The organism is Cedecea davisae (genome assembly GCF_044095835.1).
Classification (GTDB): domain Bacteria; phylum Pseudomonadota; class Gammaproteobacteria; order Enterobacterales; family Enterobacteriaceae; genus Cedecea; species Cedecea davisae.
In genome coordinates this window covers 893474-909960 of record NZ_CP172054.1, presented here as the reverse complement: position 1 = coordinate 909960, position 16487 = coordinate 893474, and the positions used below count along the sequence as shown (strand labels likewise).

17 protein-coding genes and 1 other annotated feature are annotated in these 16487 nt (G+C 51.7%); of the genes, 8 read left to right on the top strand and 9 right to left on the bottom strand.

Annotation, left to right across the window (positions count from 1 at the left end; genetic code table 11):
- Positions 1 to 151 precede the first annotated feature (151 nt).
- The 3 genes from clpB to rluD all read right to left on the bottom strand — a co-directional run bounded on the left by clpB (position 152) and on the right by rluD (position 4564).
- A complete protein-coding gene (gene clpB, locus ACG1VR_RS04855; protein ID WP_172569155.1) occupies positions 152 to 2725 on the bottom strand; it encodes an ATP-dependent chaperone ClpB in 2574 nt (857 codons plus the stop codon).
- 130 nt (positions 2726 to 2855) lie between these two features.
- Positions 2856 to 3587 carry a purine nucleoside phosphorylase YfiH gene (gene yfiH, locus ACG1VR_RS04850; protein WP_395490354.1) on the bottom strand — a complete coding sequence of 244 codons (732 nt, stop codon included), beginning with the start codon at positions 3585 to 3587 and terminating at the stop codon, positions 2856 to 2858.
- Complete coding sequence (gene rluD, locus ACG1VR_RS04845) at positions 3584 to 4564, bottom strand: 23S rRNA pseudouridine(1911/1915/1917) synthase RluD (protein WP_016537840.1); 981 nt, start codon at positions 4562 to 4564, stop codon at positions 3584 to 3586. The genes yfiH and rluD overlap by 4 nt, the downstream gene beginning before the upstream one ends.
- A 134-nt stretch (positions 4565 to 4698) precedes the next feature.
- On the opposite strand from rluD, the gene bamD reads away from it, so the two are divergent.
- The 4 genes from bamD to pheA all read left to right on the top strand — a co-directional run bounded on the left by bamD (position 4699) and on the right by pheA (position 7463).
- Positions 4699 to 5436 carry an outer membrane protein assembly factor BamD gene (gene bamD, locus ACG1VR_RS04840; RefSeq protein ID WP_016537841.1) on the top strand — a complete coding sequence of 246 codons (738 nt, stop codon included), beginning with the start codon at positions 4699 to 4701 and terminating at the stop codon, positions 5434 to 5436.
- Positions 5437 to 5704: 268 nt separating this feature from the next.
- Positions 5705 to 6049: a ribosome-associated translation inhibitor RaiA gene (gene raiA / locus ACG1VR_RS04835; RefSeq protein ID WP_016537842.1), complete on the top strand. Its 345-nt coding sequence runs from the start codon at positions 5705 to 5707 to the stop codon at positions 6047 to 6049.
- 107 nt (positions 6050 to 6156) lie between these two features.
- Positions 6157 to 6281: a sequence feature (Phe leader region), on the top strand.
- Entirely contained in the window at positions 6158 to 6205 is a 48-nt protein-coding gene (gene pheL, locus ACG1VR_RS04830) for a pheA operon leader peptide PheL (protein ID WP_100249759.1), read from the top strand. It overlaps the preceding feature by 48 nt.
- Positions 6282 to 6302: 21 nt before the next feature.
- Positions 6303 to 7463 (top strand): bifunctional chorismate mutase/prephenate dehydratase, encoded by a 1161-nt coding sequence (pheA, locus tag ACG1VR_RS04825; RefSeq protein WP_039898688.1) that lies wholly within the window; start codon positions 6303 to 6305, stop codon positions 7461 to 7463.
- A gap of 34 nt (positions 7464 to 7497) precedes the next feature.
- Here pheA and ACG1VR_RS04820 read toward each other — a convergent pair whose 3' ends face one another.
- From ACG1VR_RS04820 to aroF, 3 genes are all read right to left on the bottom strand, one after another.
- A complete protein-coding gene (locus ACG1VR_RS04820; protein WP_395490353.1) occupies positions 7498 to 8370 on the bottom strand; it encodes an SMP-30/gluconolactonase/LRE family protein in 873 nt (290 codons plus the stop codon).
- Positions 8371 to 8445: 75 nt separating this feature from the next.
- Positions 8446 to 9567, bottom strand: a complete 1122-nt coding sequence (gene tyrA / locus ACG1VR_RS04815) for a bifunctional chorismate mutase/prephenate dehydrogenase (RefSeq protein WP_279051243.1) — start codon at positions 9565 to 9567, stop codon at positions 8446 to 8448.
- A 10-nt stretch (positions 9568 to 9577) separates the two neighbouring features.
- Positions 9578 to 10648 carry a 3-deoxy-7-phosphoheptulonate synthase AroF gene (aroF, locus tag ACG1VR_RS04810; protein WP_016537879.1) on the bottom strand — a complete coding sequence of 357 codons (1071 nt, stop codon included), beginning with the start codon at positions 10646 to 10648 and terminating at the stop codon, positions 9578 to 9580.
- A gap of 475 nt (positions 10649 to 11123) precedes the next feature.
- Between aroF and ACG1VR_RS04805 the strand changes: the two genes are divergently transcribed.
- The 3 genes from ACG1VR_RS04805 to ACG1VR_RS04795 are packed head-to-tail and all read left to right on the top strand — an operon-like array spanning position 11124 to position 13379.
- Entirely contained in the window at positions 11124 to 11660 is a 537-nt protein-coding gene (locus ACG1VR_RS04805) for a YfiR family protein (RefSeq protein ID WP_016537881.1), read from the top strand.
- Entirely contained in the window at positions 11653 to 12891 is a 1239-nt protein-coding gene (gene dgcN / locus ACG1VR_RS04800; protein WP_395490352.1) for a diguanylate cyclase DgcN, read from the top strand. Before ACG1VR_RS04805 ends, dgcN begins: the two co-directional genes overlap by 8 nt.
- A gap of 2 nt (positions 12892 to 12893) precedes the next feature.
- Positions 12894 to 13379: an OmpA family protein gene (locus ACG1VR_RS04795; RefSeq protein WP_016537883.1), complete on the top strand. Its 486-nt coding sequence runs from the start codon at positions 12894 to 12896 to the stop codon at positions 13377 to 13379.
- Between the two features lie 204 nt (positions 13380 to 13583).
- On the opposite strand, the gene ACG1VR_RS04790 is transcribed toward ACG1VR_RS04795, so the two are convergent.
- Genes ACG1VR_RS04790 through ACG1VR_RS04780 form a run of 3 tightly spaced genes read right to left on the bottom strand, consistent with a single transcriptional unit; the run spans position 13584 to position 16123 of the window.
- The gene (locus ACG1VR_RS04790; RefSeq protein ID WP_395490351.1) at positions 13584 to 14507 is read right to left on the bottom strand and encodes a hypothetical protein; all 924 of its coding nucleotides are present in this window, start codon (positions 14505 to 14507) and stop codon (positions 13584 to 13586) included.
- Entirely contained in the window at positions 14500 to 15537 is a 1038-nt protein-coding gene (locus ACG1VR_RS04785; protein WP_395490350.1) for a site-specific integrase, read from the bottom strand. The genes ACG1VR_RS04790 and ACG1VR_RS04785 overlap by 8 nt, the downstream gene beginning before the upstream one ends.
- Before the next feature lie 7 nt (positions 15538 to 15544).
- On the bottom strand, positions 15545 to 16123 hold the full coding sequence (locus ACG1VR_RS04780; protein ID WP_395490349.1) for a phage repressor protein CI: 579 nt from the start codon (positions 16121 to 16123) through the stop codon (positions 15545 to 15547).
- A 125-nt stretch (positions 16124 to 16248) separates the two neighbouring features.
- Here ACG1VR_RS04780 and ACG1VR_RS04775 point away from each other — a divergent pair, with 125 nt between their 5' ends.
- Entirely contained in the window at positions 16249 to 16473 is a 225-nt protein-coding gene (locus ACG1VR_RS04775) for a hypothetical protein (RefSeq protein ID WP_395490348.1), read from the top strand.
- Positions 16474 to 16487: the final 14 nt, after the last annotated feature.

Below are 16487 nucleotides of genomic sequence, written 5' to 3'. Positions count from 1 at the left end.
TTATAGGGAGTTCTCAGAGCCTGACAAGTATAAAATACAAAATAATTATCGAATGCTCACTTTCCAGGCAATGAGTATACATCCTGGCCAGGATTGGTCGTTTTACAAACAAAAACGAGCCCGAATGGGCTCGTTTTTTACTTTATGTGACTTACTGCACTGCCACAATGCGGTCGTTTTTCACTTCCAGCTGAATTGTTTTCCCTGGAATCAGCTCCCCGGAGAGGATTTGCTGAGCCAGCGGGTTCTCAATTTGCTGCTGGATAGCTCGTTTCAGCGGACGTGCACCGTATACAGGGTCATAACCGTTCTCGCTAAGCAGCTTCAGCGCTTCATCAGAAATATGCACGCCATAACCACGCTCTTCGAGACGTTTGTACAAACGCTGCAGCTGAATCTGCGCAATAGAAGCTATATGACGCTCACCCAGCGGATGGAACACAACGACTTCATCTATACGGTTAATGAATTCCGGACGGAAGCTTTGGCTTACCACACCGAGAACCAGATCTTTCATATGACCGTAATCCAGATCGCCAAAGCGCTCCTGAATTAAGTCCGAACCAAGGTTCGAGGTCATAATCACCACCGTATTGCGGAAATCGACGGTTCTGCCCTGCCCATCGGTCAGACGACCATCATCCAGCACCTGCAGCAGGATGTTAAATACATCCGGGTGCGCCTTCTCGACTTCATCCAGCAAAATCACCGAATAAGGACGGCGACGCACGGCTTCGGTCAGGTAACCGCCTTCTTCATAACCGACATAGCCCGGAGGTGCCCCCACCAGACGGGATACGGAGTGTTTCTCCATAAACTCCGACATATCGATACGCACCATCGCATCGTCGCTGTCGAACATAAAGTTAGCCAGCGCTTTGCACAGTTCTGTTTTCCCTACCCCGGTTGGCCCGAGGAACAGGAACGAACCAATCGGACGGTTCGGATCGGACAGCCCCGCACGGCTACGGCGAATAGCATTTGATACGGCTTCCACGGCTTCGTCCTGACCAATCACTCGCTGATGAAGTTCTTTTTCCATGCGCAGCAATTTGTCACGCTCACCTTCCAGCATTCTCGCTACCGGTATCCCGGTCCAGCGCGCCAGCACTTCGGCAATTTCCGCATCCGTCACCTTATTACGCAGCAGACGCATAGTTTTGCCTTCGCTTTGGGTTGCCGCCGCTAGCTGTTTTTCCAGCTCGGGGATTTTCCCGTACTGCAGCTCGGACATCCGTCCCAGGTCGCCTACCCGGCGGGCCTGCTCGATAGCGATTTTCGCCTGCTCCAGCTCGGCCTTAATAGTTTGAGTCCCGGACAGCGAAGCTTTCTCTGCTTTCCACTCTTCTTCCAGCACTGAATAGTCGCGCTCTTTCTGCTCCAGCTCTTCGTTGAGCATGCTGAGGCGTTTTTGGCTGGCTTCATCCGACTCTTTCTTCAGCGCCTGCTGCTCCAGCTTCAGCTGGATGATGCGGCGGTCAAGGCGGTCAAGCTCTTCCGGCTTGGAGTCAATCTGCATACGGATACTGGATGCAGCTTCATCAATAAGGTCGATGGCTTTATCCGGCAGTTGACGGTCCGCAATATAGCGATGAGAAAGCGTAGCCGCCGCAACGATCGCCGGGTCAGTGATTTGCACATGGTGGTGCAGCTCATAGCGCTCTTTCAGCCCGCGCAGAATCGCAATGGTGTCTTCAACAGAAGGCTCGGCGACGAACACTTTCTGGAAACGGCGCTCCAGCGCGGCATCCTTCTCTATATATTGACGGTATTCGTCAAGCGTAGTCGCCCCTACGCAGTGCAGCTCGCCGCGGGCAAGTGCCGGTTTAAGCATGTTACCGGCGTCCATCGCGCCGTCTGCTTTACCTGCGCCAACCATAGTATGCAGCTCATCAATAAACAGGATGACGTTGCCTTCCTGTTTTGAGAGATCGTTCAACACCCCTTTCAGGCGTTCTTCGAACTCACCGCGATATTTCGCACCGGCCACCAGCGCCCCCATATCAAGGGCCAGCACCCGGCGACCTTTTAGCCCCTCCGGTACTTCACCATTGATAATGCGCTGAGCCAGTCCTTCAACAATGGCTGTTTTACCGACGCCGGGCTCACCGATAAGCACCGGGTTGTTTTTGGTACGACGTTGCAATACCTGAATAGTACGGCGAATTTCTTCGTCGCGGCCGATAACCGGGTCCAGTTTGCCCTGTTCGGCACGCTCGGTTAAATCGACGGTATATTTCTTCAATGCCTGACGTTGGTCTTCGGCACCCTGGTCATTCACGCTCTCACCTCCACGCATCTGCTCAATAGCGGCGGTAATATTTGCTGTCGTTGCGCCCGCCGATTTCAGCAGGTCCGTCAGCGTACCGCGCGACTCAAGCACGGCCAGAACAAAGAGTTCTGACGAGATAAAGTTATCGTTTCTTTTTTGTGCGAGCTTGTCACACAGGTTCAGCACGCGCACCAAATCCTGAGAAGGCTGGACGTCGCCGCCGGTACCTTCTACCTGTGGCAGGCGGCTTAGTGCCTGTTCGATTGCGGTACGCAGCTGGCCCGCATTAACCCCGGCAGAGGTCAGCAGCGGGCGCACGGAGCCACCCTCCTGATTGAGCAAGGCGCTCATCAGGTGAAGGGGTTCGATGAATTGATTGTCGTGCCCAAGTGCAAGAGATTGGGCATCGGCGAGAGCAAGCTGGAATTTATTGGTAAGACGATCCAGACGCATAACTCCTCCCATAAACAGGTCAAATTTGCTACTGGAGATTAAATGAGGTCATCCCTCAATTATTCAAGGTTAATGACCTGAAATATATGAAGCGTGAGCTACCCGCACTGGATCGTCTTGATTCAAGAGGTTATATCAGCCAAATGAAACTTGCCATACGCCCCGTGGTTCTGTCGCGACGATATGAGAAGAAATCGCCACTTTCGGTCCAGGTACAGCGATCGCCACCGTACACCTGCATGACGCCCACATTGGCCAGCCGCTGGCGTGCCAGCTGGTAGATATCAGCATAATACTTTTCTCCGGCAGCGCGAAAAGCAGAGGCCGCTTTTTCGTCCTTTGCCATAAAGGCTTCGCGCACTTCCGGCCCGACTTCAAAGGCTTGCGGGCCGATAGCGGGCCCCAGCCAGGCGCGGATATTTTCCGGGTTATCCTGAAAACAGGCGACCGTCTCTTCAAGTACGCCGTCACACAGCCCACGCCAGCCAGCATGAGCTGCCGCCACTTCTGTCCCGGCAGCATTACAGAACAATACCGGCAGGCAATCCGCCGTCATCACCGCACAAACCGTTCCGGGCGTATTGCTATAAGAAGCATCCGCTCGTTTTGAGGCATACGGTTCGCCCGCCAGCTTCAATACCGCTTTACCGTGTACCTGTTCAAGCCAGACAGGCTTCGACGGCAGACCGGCAGCGGCATAAAACAGCCGGCGATTCTCTTCAACGTGCTCTGGGTTATCACCGCAGTGGGCGCCCAGGTTGAGTGAATCATACGGCGCTACACTTACGCCGCCGATGCGGGTTGAGCTGCAGGAAGCAACCCCCTGAGGCAGGGGCCACTGCGGGACAATCGTTTTGCTCATAGCCAGTCCATTTGATCCTTGTGGAGTTCGGTATCGGCACGCAGGGCTTCGATAAGGTCAACCATATCTTGCGGGATCGGCGCGCTCCACTCCATCAGAATCCCGCTGATTGGGTGGTAAAGACGCAGCATGGTGGCGTGCAGCGCCTGGCGATCGAACTTGCGCAGAATGCTGACAAACTCATCCGACGCGCCTTTTGGCGGACGCGGACGGCCACCGTACAGCTGATCGCCCACCAGCGGGTGGGTGATGTGCGCCATATGCACACGAATCTGGTGAGTACGGCCGGTTTCCAGACGCAGACGCAGACGGGTGTGTACACGGAAGTGTTCCATAATGCGGTAATGAGTCACCGCCGGTTTGCCCATCGGATGTACCGACATATGGGTACGCTTCGTCGGGTGACGGCTAATCGGCTCTTCCACCGTGCCGCCGCCGGTCATATGACCAATGGCAACAGCCTCATACTCACGGGTAATTTCACGCAGCTGCAGCGCTTCTACCAGGCGAGTTTGCGCCGGAACGGTTTTCGCCACCACCATCAGGCCAGTCGTGTCTTTATCGAGACGGTGAACGATCCCCGCACGCGGCACGTCAGCAATTGGCGGATAATAATGAAGTAATGCGTTAAGCACCGTGCCATCAGGATTACCTGCGCCCGGGTGAACCACCAGGTCGCGAGGCTTGTTGATAACCAGAATATCTTCATCTTCATAAACGATATTCAGCGGGATGTCCTGAGGCTCCCAGCGAACTTCTTCTTCGATTTCAGCATTGATAGCCACGCTTTCGCCGCCCAACACTTTTTCTTTCGGCTTGTCCCAGACAACGCCGTTGACCGTGACCCGCTGGTCAAGAATCCATTCTTTTATGCGCGAACGCGAATAATCCGGGAACAATTCGGCCAATGCCTGATCTAAGCGTTGACCCAGTTGTGAATCGGACACCGTTTCGGTGAGTTGTACTAGTTGTGCCATAGACAGCTTCTTTCGTTAACGTTGGGTTTTACGGCAATGCCGTTTAATATAATGTGCTATTGTAGCTGGTCTTTATCGGGAGCCGGAACACCGAACTCTCCCGGAAATAACATTACTTAGGAAAGTCAAACGTCATGACGCGCATGAAATATCTGGTGGCAGCAGCCACGTTGAGCCTGGCTTTGGCTGGTTGCTCCAGTTCCAAGGATGAGGTTCCTGATAATCCGCCTTCTGAGATCTATGCGACTGCCCAGCAAAAGCTGCAGGACGGTAACTTTAAAGCGGCGATAACGCAACTGGAAGCGCTGGATAACCGTTATCCGTTCGGCCCGTACTCTCAGCAAGTGCAGTTGGATCTGATTTACGCTTACTACAAGAATGCGGACTTACCGCTGGCTCAGGCGGCGATCGATCGCTTCATGCGTCTTAACCCGACTCATCCAAATATCGACTACGTGCTCTACATGCGCGGCCTGACCGACATGGCGCTGGACGATAGCGCACTGCAGGGCTTCTTCGGCGTCGATCGCTCCGACCGCGATCCGCAGCACGCGCGCGATGCATTCAACGACTTCTCGAAGCTGGTGCGCGGCTATCCAAACAGCCAGTACGTTACGGATGCGACCAAACGCCTGGTGTTCCTGAAGGATCGTCTGGCGAAGTATGAGCTTTCCGTGGCGCAATATTACACGAAACGCGGCGCATGGGTGGCAGTAGTTAATCGCGTTGAAGGTATGCTGCGCGATTACCCTGATACTCAGGCAACTCGCGACGGGCTGAAACTGATGGAAAAAGCCTACCGCGAAATGCAGATGCCGGGCCAGGCTGAGAAGGTAGCGAAGATTATCGCCGCCAACAGCAGCAACACCTGACAGGTCAAACGGTAAGAAAAACGGCAGCCTCGGCTGCCGTTTTTTTATCTGCCGACGCAAAAACTGAAACGGTTTAGCGTCAGGTCATCCTATCAAATATGGACGTGATTCCCGATTACTACAAGCGTTAAGAGCCGATATCCTGTCTTGCCTCACAAAAAGTCTTCGTTGACAAAAAGTGACAAAATAACGTGATCTTAATCACACATTTTGACATTAAGAACGGTATGCTGGAGTTACCAAGACGGCAAAGACAAGAGGTAAATTTATGACAATGAACATTACCAGCAAGCAAATGGAAATCACCCCAGCTATTCGCCAGCATGTCGCCGACCGTCTCAGCAAACTGGACAAGTGGCAAACTCATCTAATTAATCCACATATCATTTTGTCCAAAGAGCCTCAGGGTTTTGTGGCTGACGCCACGATTAACACACCGAATGGGCACCTTGTAGCCAGTGCCAGACATGAAGATATGTATACGGCTATCAACGAATTAATCAGCAAACTGGAGCGACAATTAAACAAAGTGCAGCACAAAGGTGAAGCACGTCGCACAACAGGTTCAGTGAAAGACGTGTCCTTCGCAGAAGCAGAAGCCGACGAAGAGTAGTCCGTTACTCTCCTTCCACTTACCCTAACGCGCCTCCGGGCGCGTTTTTTATTGACAGAACGAAAACAGAGCGGGTACTTTAGCTCTCAGACTTCTCAGGAATCAGACATGAAACTCACCCCGTTTTTCTTCGCATTCTTTTTTACCTTCCCCTGATTGGGAGGCAATTCGTCGTGTGATAAAGAATGCGAAGACGAACAAACAAGCCTCCCAAACGGGAGGCTTTTTTTATGGACATCGAAAAGGTAGCGTTATGACCGAAATTAATCCGTTGCTGGCCCTGCGCGATAAAATCAGCGCGCTGGATGAAAAGCTGTTGGCCCTGCTGGCAGAACGCCGCCTGTTGGCGGTTGAGGTGGGTAAAGCTAAGCTGGCTTCGCATCGCCCGGTACGCGATATCGATCGTGAAAGAGATTTACTGGAGCGCCTGATTGCCCTCGGCAAAGACCACCATCTCGATGCCCATTACATTACCCGCCTGTTCCAGCTGATTATTGAAGACTCGGTTCTTACTCAACAAAGCCTGCTGCAACAGCATCTGAATAAAACCAATCCGCACTCGGCGCGCATAGCTTTCCTTGGCCCTAAAGGATCTTATTCGCATCTTGCCGCCCGCCAGTATGCCGCCCGCCATTTCGAGCAATTTATAGAAAGCGGATGCGCTAAATTCCACGATATCTTCAACCAGGTGGAAACCGGCCAGGCCGATTACGCGGTAGTGCCTATCGAAAACACCAGCTCCGGTGCCATTAACGACGTTTACGATCTGCTACAACACACCAGCCTCTCCATCGTGGCGGAGATGACGGTGCCTATCGACCATTGCGTGCTGGTTTCCGGCTCCACGGATCTCGACAGTATTCAGACGGTTTACAGCCATCCTCAACCGTTCCAGCAGTGCAGCCAGTTCATCAACCGCTACCCGCACTGGAAAATTGAATACACAGAAAGCACTTCTGCGGCGATGGAAAAGGTCGCTCAGGCTAACTCTCCTCATGTCGCAGCCCTGGGAAGCGAAGCTGGAGGGGCGCTATACGACCTTCAGGTACTGGAACGTAATCTGGCCAACCAGACGCAGAACATTACCCGCTTTGTAGTTCTGGCCCGTAAGGCGGTTGAAGTTTCGGACCAGGTACCGGCCAAAACGACTCTGCTGATGGCTACCGGCCAGCAGGCTGGCGCACTGGTTGAGGCTCTTCTGGTGCTTCGCAATCACAATCTGATTATGACCAAACTGGAATCACGCCCGATTTACGGTAATCCGTGGGAAGAGATGTTCTATCTTGATATTCAGGCCAACCTGAAAGATGAAGAGATGGGCAAAGCCCTGCGCGAGCTGGGCGAAATTACCCGCTCGCTCAAAGTGCTCGGCAGTTACCCGAGCGAGAACGTCGTTCCCGTTAATCCTGCCTGATGAGATACGGGCCAGCCCGGCACGGGCTGGCCTCTCAGCGTTCACGAAACTTCAGCTTCTCCATCCCCGCTACGGCAACCCGCAATGAGAATATCGCGCCGGAAAGCGGTAACCTTGCGACTTCCTCATCGTCCATGTTTTCCCGCGTGGTGGTGATAAACAGCGTTTTCATGTCGTCCCCCCCAAAACAGACCATCGTCGGGCAGCGCACCGGCAGGCGATGCTCTTCAACAATGTCACCCTGCGGGGAAATACGCGCTATTCGATAGCCGTCAAACAACGCAGTCCAGTAGCAACCTTCATTGTCTATTGCCGCGCCATCCGGCATGCCCTCGCCTTTAGCAAAGCGTTTAAACACTTCACGCCGCCCCGGCTCGCCTTGCTCATCCAGTGGCGTACGATAAATCACGGCATTTGGCGTATCAGAGGTGTACATCCATTTGCCGTCGGCGCTAAAAGCCAGGCCGTTGGCGCCGCGAATGTCATGCTGAATAACGCGCGGAGTCAGGTCGTTATCCACACGGCATAGCAGCGCACCGTTGTAATCCCCCGGCCCCCAGAAAGTGCCCGCGTAAAAACGACCAAAGCGATCGGTGCCGCCGTCGTTAAACCTTGCCAGCGCTGGGTTGCTCGGGTTATCGCAAACTTTGCCGATAATCAGCCCGGTTTTATTGGTTAGCCAAATTCCGCTGCGCATCGCAACGATGAAGCCGCCGGACTCCCGCAACGCAAAGCAGCCCACTTCTTCGGAAAACTGAATAACATCATGCTTGCCGCTGGCAAGATGGTAATGGTGGATCTCATTCTCAAGAATATCCGTCCAGTAGAGGCTACCTTCTTCTGCGCTCCACGTAGGGCATTCGGGCAAGTGACCGGTATAGTCGAACAGCAGCTGCGGCTCAGCCATTTCAGGTATCCTTTTGGCAAACAAAAAAGCCAGCGGGGGCTCCCACTGGCTTTTGATTATAAAACCTTTTGGCCATTACTGGCGGTTGTCATTTGCCTGACGTAACAGGACGCGGCTCTCATTCTGGAAACGCTGCGCGTAATCCCCAAACCAGTGCTCGACCTTGCGGAAGCTGTCGATGAACGCCTGCTTATCGCCGTGCTCCAGTAAAGCAATCGCCTCGCCAAAGCGTTTGTAGTAGCGCTTAATCAGCGCCAGGTTGCTTTCTGAAGACATAATAATGTCCGCATAAAGCTGAGGATCCTGGGCGAACAGCCGGCCAACCATCGCCAGCTCCAGCCGGTAGATGGGCGACGACAGCGCCAGCAGCTGCTCCAGCTGCACATTTTCTTCCGCCAGATGCAGGCCATAGGCGAAAGTAGCGAAGTGGCGCAGCGCCTGGATAAACGCCATATTCTGGTCATGCTCAACGGCGCTGGAGCGGTGCAAACGAGCGCCCCACACCTGAATTTGCTCCAGCAGCCACTGGTAAGCTTCCGGCTGGCGACCGTCGCAGTAAACCACGACCTGTTTCGCCAGGCTGCCGCTGTCCGGCCCGAACATCGGGTGTAAGCCCAGCACCGGGCCAGAGTGGACGGCAAGCATCGCCTGCAGCGGGCCATTCTTTACCGAAGCCAAATCAACCAGAATGCAGTCCGCCGGAAGCGGCGGCAGTTTGGCAATGACCTGCTCGGTAATGTGAATCGGCACGCTGACAATAACCATGCCCGCGTCGGCCAGCAGCTCGGGCGCGTTATCCCAGTCCTGTTTTTCGAGAATGCGCACCTGGTAGCCGGAAAGCGTCAGCATTTTTTCAAACAGACGCCCCATTTGGCCGCCACCGCCTACGATAACCACAGGGCGCAGCTCCGGGCGCAGCGTTTTAAAGCCTTTATCATTCTCGCTGGAGTAAGACTCGCGCATTACCCGGCGCAAAACATCCTCAATCAAATCAGGCGGGACACCAAGCGCCTCGGCCTCTTTGCGGCGTGACGCCAGCATCGACGTTTCGCGCTCCGGCACGTAAATCGGCAAGCCGTAGCGGCTTTTCACTTCACCCACTTCCGCTACCAGCTCCAGCCGCTTTGCCAGCAAATCCAGCAGGGCCTTATCCACTTCATCGATTTGATCGCGCAGCGCGGTCAATTCAGCAACCATAGTAAACCTCTTAAGCCTGACGAGCCGCCAGCGCAGCGCTCAGATCCTGATGGATCTCGCGCAGCAGACTGTCCGTGGTTTCCCAGTCGATGCAGGCATCGGTCACGGACACGCCGTATTTCATTTCGCTGCGCGGCTGCTCTGAAGATTGATTCCCTTCGTGAATATTACTTTCAATCATCAGGCCAATAATAGAGCGGTTACCGTCTTTAATTTGGGCGATGGCGGATTCGGCCACGCCAGGCTGGCGACGGAAGTCTTTATTTGAGTTTCCGTGGCTGCAATCGATCATCAGCGCCGGGCGCAAACCTGCTTTTTCCATTTCGGCTTCGCACTGGGCGACATCTGCCGGGCTGTAGTTTGGCGCCTTGCCGCCGCGCAGAATAACGTGCCCGTCCGGGTTGCCCTGAGTTTGCAGCAGGCAAACCTGACCAGCCTGGTTAATTCCCACAAAACGGTGCGGCATGGCGGCAGCTCGCATAGCGTTGATTGCGGTGCCGAGGCTTCCGTCGGTGCCATTTTTAAAACCAACCGGCATAGAAAGGCCGGAGGCCATTTCACGGTGAGTCTGGGACTCGGTAGTACGCGCGCCGATCGCAGACCAGCTAAACAGGTCGCCAAGGTATTGTGGGCTGTTCGGGTCCAGCGCTTCGGTTGCCAGCGGCAGCCCAAGGCTGACCAGTTCAACCAGCAGGCGACGTGCAATCTTCAGACCAGCTTCCACATCAAACGAGCCATCCATATGCGGGTCGTTGATAAGCCCTTTCCAACCGACGGTGGTACGAGGCTTTTCAAAATAGACGCGCATAACGAGGTACAGACTATCGCTAACTTGTTCAGACAGAGCTTTAAAACGACGAGCGTATTCAATCGCAGCTTCCGGATCGTGGATCGAGCAAGGTCCACAAACCACCAGCAGGCGCGGATCGCGACCGGCGATGATATTAGAAATCGTCTGACGGGACTGCTCAATTTGCGCTTCCTGAGCCGCAGTGAGTGGGAATTCCGCTTTCAGCTGATCCGGAGTGATGAGTATCTGTTCGTCAGAGATATGAACGTTGTTAAGCGCGTCTTTTTGCATGATGGCTGTCCTGTAATAAGCTCGTTTGCGATAGTCGTTTCCTCATGGAGGAGCGCTTACTTTACCCGCCACAAGTAAAGAATGCAATCCATTGTCCGTAAATTTATCGTTACACCAGCGAATAAATCGCGCTTTCAAAGCAAATTTCGTAAACATTAAATTACATAAGCCATAAAAATGCGTTTTTTTTGGGCAAAAATGCAGTAATCCCTGAAACGGCGAGTAAAAATTCATTCTGCTTCTATGCTGATAATATTCGCCCATGATGTTGGCATTACCCGGGGTCAATAGAAGACGATTTGCGCCCTCATTTCAGGGTTATTCTCGTTATTATTTTTAATTATCAAGAATATCATCACAGACGGGAATTAATGACGAGGTAAAGCGGGAGTGATATGCTCGATGGCACAATCATAAATAATGATGGCTGGTTTCACGAGCCTCAACGTTTTTCGGCTGGTGGGGCTTGAATGCCATGTTTATTTCACGCAGGTTAACCTTATCCGCGTTTTTTTTCGCCTGCCTGGTATTTACCACCCGAACGCCGGCGGTATCACAGGCAGACCCTGCGCTTTCCGGCCAGGTACGCACCATTGTTGCCGGTATTGTGAGCTATACGCGCTGGCCCCAGCTTCAGGGCCTGCCAAAGCTGTGCATCTTCTCAACAGCCGCCTATGCCGCCGCGCTCGGTGATAAAAATAGCGATATATCTTTTCAGCCGCAGATCGTTAAATCCGCCGATGAGGCATTAAATTCGCAGTGCGACGGTCTTTATTTTGGTAATGAATCACCGCAACAGCAGTTGCAATTAATAGAGCGTTATCAAACTCATCCTTTATTGTTAATTGCTGAGCAGAATCCGCAATGCATAATTGGCAGTGCTTTCTGCCTGAATATTCATAATGACGCAGTCTCTTTCTCGGTGAACCTTGACGCATTAGCCCGTAGCGGCGTCAGGGTAAGCCCCGATGTATTACTGCTGGCTCGGCCAGGGAATAGAATTCATGAATAAGGATTTGACCACGTCGTCACGTCCAACGTTTAAAGGCACGTTGCGCAGGATCAGCGTAATTAGCGTGGTCATCGCCATGTTAATCGTCTGGCTGCTGCTTTCCGTCGCCTCAATGCTGACGCTCAGGCAATATGCCCAAAAAAATCTTGAGCTACTGGCCGTTACCGTTAGCCATAGCCTGGAAGCTGCCGTTGTTTTCCGGGACGGCGCGGCCGCCAATGAAACCCTCACCGTATTAGGCAAACAGGGGCAGTTTACCGCGGCAAAAGTAGTAGATGCCGAAGGTAAAGAGCTCACCCACTGGCAGATGGAAAAATCTACTCAGCGCGATATGGTTGGTGGCCTGGTCACCCGCTGGCTCTACCCTCATCCGATAAAGCAGCCGATCCTTCATAACGGGAAAATCATCGGAGAAATGCGCCTGATTGGGGCGGATGCCACCGTTACGCTGTTTGTCTGGCTCTCTTTAGCCGTTTTAACGGCCTGTACCTTGCTGGCTTCGGCTATTGCGCTTGGTATCTCGCGCCACCTGCACCGTGATATTGACGTTGCGCTGCAAAATATTACCGACGTAGTCCACGACGTTCGCAGCAACCGCAATTTTTCCCGCCGCGTCCCGCCGGAACGAATCGAAGAGTTTCATCTTTTTGCCCAGGACTTCAACAGCCTGCTGGATGAAATGGAAGAGTGGCAGCGCCAGCTTCAGCTGAAAAACGCGTCGTTGCAAAAAACCGCCCTTCAGGACCCGCTTACCGGGCTGGCAAACCGCGCGGCATTTCGCAACGCTTTGGACAAGCTGATTGAAGATGCGGACTCGCTGCACAACACCGCCCTGCTATTTATGGACGGCGACAACTTCAAGTTCATCAACGATACGTGGGGTCACGCCGCGGGCGATGCGGTGCTTATCGAAGTGGCTAAACGCCTGCTGACGTTTGCCAGTACCCGGCATCTGGCATTCCGGCTGGGCGGCGATGAATTTGCCATGCTGCTCCACGCCGTGGACAGCGACGCTCAGGCCTCGACGGTACTCAACCAGCTAAAAGAAGTCGTTGAGCAGCCCATTCTTCTGCCGGGTAATCACTGGATAACCATGACGCTTAGCGTAGGCGTGGCGCTGGCAAAAAACATTCATTCGGCGGAAAACCTGATGGAAACCGCCGACCGCAATATGTATATACAAAAACACAAGCAGCGACAGCTGCTTAATAAACAGCTTCACAAGGATTGATTATGAACGCTTCTCGCTTATTGGCACCGGCAATACTCTTTTCCCTGCTGCTTACAGGCTGCCAGTCACCGCAGTCCACGTTCTCTCCGGAGCAGAAGGCCGCCATGCGCTCTTACGGTTTCTCCGAGTCAAACGACGTCTGGTCGCTGGGCCTGTCGGACAAGATCCTGTTCGGTAAAAATCAGTATAAATTGCAGCCTGAAAGCTACCAGAACATCCAGTCCATGGCCGAAAAGCTCTCCGCCACCGGCCTGAAGCACGCCCGACTGGACGGCCACACAGATAACTACGGGGAAGATGGCTATAACGAGCAGCTCTCCCTGAAGCGCGCTAATATCGTGGCGGACGCCTGGGCTGAAGGGGCTAAAATCCCGCGCAGCAATCTAACCACCCAGGGTCTGGGCAAGAAATATCCGGTTGCCAGCAACAGCACCGGCGAAGGCCGGGCCGAAAACCGCCGCGTCGCGGTCGTTATCACCACGCCATAATTCAGCAACGAATTTAGCGCATAAAAAAAGGGCTGCCAGATGGCAGCCCTTTTATATGGATGTCGCCTAAGCGAATCTTAGTTAAGACGCTTTTACTCGACATCATTGATATAAATACATTTTTCATTATAAACAGCTAGTTGAATGTGTAACTGGTGCAGTGGAATGCGGTCGAAAACATGCTGCATGGTCAGAATATGGACACTACTTGTTTCCCTGTCCAATCTTACCCGCAACCGCCTCGGTCAGCTTTACTAAGGTATCAAGTTCATTTTTGTCTAACTTTCTTGCTTCAATAATTTCAGTAGTCTGCCCTGACTCTAGTTTTCCAACTCTTGAGCTAAAATTAATTTTATCCAGTAGCTCTATCATATCAATATCTTTCTGGCTATCCATTACAAGCTTTATAATGGCATAGCTTTCTTCTCGCGAGCGTTTTATCGCCTCGTAATAGCGAAACTCATCCATTGTAACCCGGTATTGCTTCAAAAAGAAAAATGCGATTAACTCCAAAAAAAACAATACACCAAAATTAGGCAGAAGATACATTACCTTAGTTACCGCATCCCCCTTAGCATCGATTATATGTGATTGAGAATAGAAGAAACCTAATCCTACTATTGCAAAACAAACACCAACCAATAAATAAAGGCTACCGCGAGAATATATATTTTTTGCAAGACCTTCAGAGCTGTAAATTAAGCCTTTAAGATAAAAATCCAGCGAATCATCTTCATCAGAAGCCCTCTCCTCTTGAGCCTTTTTGAGCAGTTTTATTTCATTTATGATATCTACAATGTTAAACATCGATGATTTATTGATTGAATCATTCCCTGCAATTCTCATAAACATTCTTTGGATTGGAGACACACCATAGATAATGGTGTAAACGATCACAAATGACACTGCGAAGATTGACCTAATAAAGCTCGGCAAATGTGTAAGATCTGCCCTAGCACTGGGAAATAAAAAATAAAAGGTTGAGTCCAATATCCCTGTAGCAAAAATTACATTTGAAACTAGAAAGACTGCCCCTATCTCTACTAAGTTATAATAGCCACGAGTACGTACTCTCCTGACTTTGGCTTCGCCCGTTCCTTGAGGTGTTTCGATGGTTGGCTCACTCATCATATAATCCTGTTAAATTAGAAATAGGGTTAAGAGTTACAGCTTCTTCTAAATGATCTGGTGCAAAATGAGCGTATCTCATGGTTTCCCTAATGTTAGAATGACCTAAAATTCGTTGCAGTACCAAAATATTCCCACCGTTCATCATAAAATGGCTCGCAAACGTATGGCGTAATACATGCGTTTTCTGTCCGTCGGCTAATTGTATATCGGTCAGGGCAAGCATTTTCTTGAACTCCTGATAGCAAGGATGGAACATTTTTCCCTGCAAGGGAGCCAGCTCGTCATAGAGCCACCGAGGGATAGGAACCGTGCGGTTCTTCTTTCCTTTTGTTTTTGTGAAGGTCAGCTTGTGGGGTGATAGCTGCGAACGTGTAAGACGCTCGGCCTCGCTCCATCGAGCGCCAGTCGCTAAGCACACTTTGACGATACGGGTTAAGTAAATTTTCCCGTATGACTCACAGGCGTTGAGCACTTCGTGAATTTGCGGGTGAGTAAGCCACGACATTTCTTTTTCGGCTTCTTTGAAAACACGCACGCCCTCGAGAGGGTTTGGCAAACTCCACTCCCCCAACCGCTTCAGCTCGTTGAAAACAGCTTCGAGATACTGCTGCTCCCGATTCACGGTCACAGGTTTCGCGACCCACTTCTCGGGATTCGCATGATAGCCATTGTCGATTTCACCCTTGAGGCGTTTATCTCGATAGTGGGCAAAGTCTTTGGCGGTAAGCTGGTTCGCAATTGGATCACCAAGCCCACGACAAACTATGTGCAGTTTCGCCAATCGTGATTTGCTGGCGGCCAGCGACTGGCCGTGAAGGTTATGCCAGAGCTCAATCAGTTCACTTAGGCGTCGACGGTCTTCCTTCTCACCCATCCAAGGCTTATTTTGCGCCTCTTCCCGGTAATACTGCTCAAAGGCAACAGCTTCACCTTTGGTGGTGAATTTCTTTCGCACTCGGCGGCTTTCAGCGCCATCTACGCGGAAATCGCAAAGCCACTCACTAGAGGCTAGTTTTTTTATCGCCATAATTCTTTTAGCTAGTTCTGCTCAGGGTAAGGTGTACCAAACCAATGCATTCCACCTCTGATACTGCACACTGAAAATCAGTGCCTGAATTGCTTACCTTAATTTTATTGCCTGGAATTCTCGCGACATCGTAAATATCATGGTCGCCATCGATGCTCAGAAGCCAGCGGCCATTAGAGATATCAGTAGTGTCAAAATCGACAATCCAGGAGCTTAACCCTTTACAAACGTACTTCGGGCTAGTTACCGCATCTGAGAGAAGCGAATCATCAACAATCCATTTATCATTTTCGACCAGATTGCCAGCCAGAATATCGAAGCGGTTTAACGTCTTCATCCTACCTTGCGTATGGTCTGTATCGAACTTACTTCCCTTCCCCGTCGCTAACCAGCGAAGTGATACCCCCGTATCCAGAGCGCAAGCTACCACCACATCACCGGGGAAATAATCTCGTCTTATCCATGTGCTGATCGTCCCGGATGACAACTCGTGCATATCACCAAGCTGCTTTTGCATAGTGAAACCATAAGCGTCCAGCATGCGCTGCAACACTGCTTTTCCACCTTCTAGTTCATCTAGTTTCATCTTAAAAATCCGAGTAATCGCAAAAATCCAATTTGACACCTTAAATAAATAAGATTAGATTTCGCTTGAACCTGAAAAATGCACGCCAATGCACAGTAATGACTATTAACAGAGGATGATCACTTATGACTCCACAAATTGCAATCCCGTCTGGCGCAGACCTCATGACTTATGACGAATTTGCTGAGCGCTACGGCTACAGCATTCGCACTGTAAAACAGATGGTTGCTGATGGCGATTTGCTCCTGATGCCTCGTAAAAAAGACGGTGGTGCCGCACGTATCAACATGATTGCTTTCCGCGCCCGCCTCCTAGCCCAGGGCATCAATTGTCGCTATGTGGCCGCCTGAAAAACTCGATTATT